The 3,503-nt window shown below is 70.9% G+C and carries 2 protein-coding genes; one reads left to right on the forward strand and one right to left on the reverse strand.

Features of this window, described 5'->3' with window-relative positions; all coding sequences use genetic code 11:
• A partial coding sequence (locus tag M4J07_RS47115; RefSeq protein ID WP_255983446.1) for a beta-glucosidase family protein occupies positions 1-2,285 on the reverse strand: 2,285 nt, incomplete at its 3' end.
• Positions 2,286-2,543: 258 nt separating this feature from the next.
• Between M4J07_RS47115 and M4J07_RS47120 the strand changes: the two genes are divergently transcribed.
• A complete protein-coding gene (locus M4J07_RS47120) occupies positions 2,544-3,482 on the forward strand; it encodes a sugar phosphate isomerase/epimerase family protein (RefSeq protein WP_255983448.1) in 939 nt (312 codons plus the stop codon).
• Positions 3,483-3,503: the final 21 nt, after the last annotated feature.

The raw sequence follows: 3,503 nt of genomic DNA on the forward strand, positions 1-3,503 counted from the left end.
ACCACGCGCTGGGGTCCGGTGAGTTCGACGTCGGCGCGCAGCCGGATGTCGGAGCTGGACGATCCGAGCATGAGGCGGATGGTGCCGGGCTCGACGATGCGTCGCCCGTCGCCCGAGGCGTCCTTGGTGTACGAGGTCTGGTCGGCGTGCACCGTGAAGGTGACCCGGGCCTGCGCGCCGGGTTCGAGGTCGAGGACGTCGAAGGCCGCCAACTGCTGGACGGGGCGGGCGACCTGGGCGACCGGGTCGTCGTAGTAGAGCTGGACGGTCTCCCGGCCCGCGCGGCGCCCGGTGTTGCGCACAAGGCAGGAGACCTCGATGAAACCGTCGGTGGGGACCCGCCCCTCGTCGGCGATCTGCAGGCCCTCGTAGGCGAAGGTGGTGTACGAGAGGCCGTGCCCGAAGGGGTACAGCGGCGTGTTGTCGAGGACGCTGATGCCCTCGCTGTGGCGGCCGAGCGGCGGGGTGAGGTAGGTGCCCGGGTTGCTGTCGGGGGTGGCCGGGATCTGGACCGGCAGTTTGCCGCTCGGGCAGACCTGGCCCGACAGGACACGCGCCAGCGCGGGCCCGCCCTCTTCACCGGGCATGAACGACTGCACGACGGCGGCGCACCGCTCGGCCAGTCCGCCGAGCACGTAGGGGCGACCGGAGATGACGAGGAGGACGACCGGGGTGCCGGTGGCGAGAACGCCTTCGACCAACTGCCGCTGCACCCCGGGCAGTTGGAGGTTGGGTGCGTCGCAGCCCTCGCCCGAGGTGCCGTTGCCGAACATTCCGGATCGGTCGCCGACGACGACCAGGGCCAGGTCGGCCGCGGCGGCGGCGCGTGTGGCGGCAGGCAGGCCCGAGCGGTCGTCGCCGTTGACCGGGCAGCCCTGCTCGTAGGTGAAGGTGACGTCGGACAGTTCGGCGGTGAGTGCTTCGCGCAGGCTGGGCAGGGCGAGGCCCGCCGGGTGGCCGGGGTACTTGGGCAGTACGTGGTTGGGGAAGGAGTAGCAGCCCAGGAAGGTGCCGGAGTCGTCGGCGCCGGGTCCGATCAGGGCGACGGCGGGGGTGCGGGCGGCGTCCAGGGGCAGGGCGGCGCCGTCGTTGGCGAGCAGGACGACGGAGCGTTCGGCGAGGGTACGGGCGAGGGTGCGGTTGCCCGGGGAGTCCAGGTCGACGGGGGTGCCGAGGCCGGCATCGGCCTCGGGGCTGTAGTCGGCGTCCAGGAGTCCGAGTCGGAGCTTCTGGCGCAGGACGCGTTCGACGGCGCGGTCCAGGAGTTCGGGGGCGACCTGTCCGTCGTCGAGCTGCTGGGCGAGCGGGTCACCGTAGCAGCGGGTGTTGGGCAGTTCGACGTCCATGCCGGCGGTCAGGGCCAAGCGGGCCGCGTCGCCTTCGGTGGCGGCGACGCGGTGCATGGTCTGCAGGAAGGCGATCGATCCGTAGTCGGAGACGACGGTGCCGTCGAATCCCCACTGGTCGCGCAGCACCGTGGTCAGGAGGGACTCGTCCGCGCAGGCGGGGACGCCGTCCTGGTCGGTGTAGGTGTTCATCACCGAGCCCACCGCGCCTTCGCGCACGGCCATCTCGAAGGGCGGGAGGATCACGTCGGCCATTTCCCGTGCGCCGATGGACACGGGGGCGTGGTTGCGGGCGCCACGCGAGGCGGCGTGCCCGGCGAAGTGCTTGAGGGTGGCGACGACACCCTGGGACTGCATGCCGCGCACGTACGCCGTGCCGATGAGGCCGGTCAGGTACGGATCTTCGCCGAGGGTTTCCTCGACGCGGCCCCAGCGGTAGTCGCGCACGACGTCGAGGACCGGGGCGAGCCCCTGGTGGACCCCGACCGACGCCATGTCGCGGCCGATGGCAGCGCCCATCTGCTCGACCAGGGCGGTGTCGAAGGTGGCGGCCCAAGCCAGTGGGGTGGGGTAGACGGTGGCGCCGAAGGCGGCGAAGCCGGTGAGGCACTCGTCGTGCGCGATGGCCGGGATGCCCAGACGCGTGGCGGTCAGGAGCCGCTGCAGTCGGACGAGCTCGGCGCGGCCCTCGTCCGGGGTGAGGGGACGGGTGCCGTAGGGGCGGGTGAGGTGTCCGATCCCGTGGGCGATGGCGGTGGACTCGCTCGCGCGGGCGGCGAGGGCCTCCTCGATGGGGGCGACCCGGGCATCGCCGCTGCCGACGTTGGCCTTGGTCCAGTAGCTGCCCAGCTGGGCGAGCTTCTCGGCCCGGGTCATCTCGGCCAGGAGGGTCCTGACCCGCTCGTCGGCGCAGAGCGAAGTGTCGTTCCAGGGGTTCATGGGGCTCCCGCGTAGGGCCTGCACGGCAGCGGCGCCCTCAGACGTCCGGGCTGACCGGCAGATAAGTTCACAGCGTTTACAAAAAGACGCCGGAAGCATGTGCTCAAGAAAAGCCTCAGGTCAAGAGGTGTCGAGCAACTTCTTCGAAGAAACGGAACAGATCGTTCCGAGTCGGCCACGGCGGGCCGGGTGCGAGGTGGATCACCCTTGACAGGCGTCCGGATCATAGATCCTATAGGAAATAGAGAAAGGGAGCCGATGCTGACTCACACCGCAGAGACCTGGCCGATCGCCGCCGCCCTCCTGCAGTTTCCGAACACCGGACCTGATGGTGTCTCCACCCAGGACCAGACCGCAGACCAGTGGGCGCAGAGCCTGCAGGAGGTGGTCGACGCCGGGTTCACCGAGGTCGACCTGACCGACGGCTGGCTGCGTCCCGGCGACCTCGCCCCGGCCCGGCTCGAGGAGCTGCGTGCCACGATCGCCAAGGTGGGCCTGACCGCACCCGCCATTTCCGCGATCCGCCGCAGCGTCATCGACCCCGTCGACGGCGACGACAACCTCGCCTATTCGCACCGCACCATCGACGCCGCAGCAGCCCTCGGCGTCCCGCTCGTCTCCTTCGGCCTGCACCGGCCGCTCACCCCCGAGCAGCAGGCCGTGCTCTGGTTCTGGACCGTTCCCGGCCCCCAGGACCCGGCCGGGGACAAGGAGATGTGGCACAAGGCCGTGACCCGGCTGCGCGAACTCGCCGACCACGCCGCCTCGGTGGGCGTCGAGCTGTCGCTGGAGATGTACGAGGACACGTACCTCGGCACCGCGGACTCGGCCGTCGCCCTGCTCACCGACATCGAGCGGGACAACGTCGGCCTCAACCCGGACCTGGGCAACCTCATCCGCATGCAGCGTCCCATCGAGTCCTGGGAGTCGATGGTCACCAAGACGCTGCCGCACGCCAACTACTGGCACGTGAAGAGCTACTACCGCGTCGAGGACCCCGCCTCCGGCACCGTCCTGACGTCTCCGGCCCCCATGGAGTCCGGGTTCGTCAGCTACCGACAGGCCGTGAAGATCGCCCTCGCCCACGGCTTCAACGGCGCGTTCTGCGTGGAGCACTACGGCGGCGACGGCCTCAGCGTCTCCGCCGCGAACCGCGAGTACCTGCGGCGCATCCTGCCCAGCGGCCCCGCGGCCTGACCCCGGCCCGGCCGCCGACGC

It is taken from the genome of Streptomyces longispororuber (assembly GCF_024448165.1).
Taxonomy (GTDB): Bacteria; Actinomycetota; Actinomycetes; order Streptomycetales; family Streptomycetaceae; genus Streptomyces; species Streptomyces longispororuber_A.

Excerpts from the sequence above, each read along its gene's own strand:
- M4J07_RS47120 (WP_255983448.1), top strand. The coding sequence starts at position 2,544 with ATGCTGACTCACACCGCAGAGACCTGGCCGATCGCCGCCGCCCTCCTG.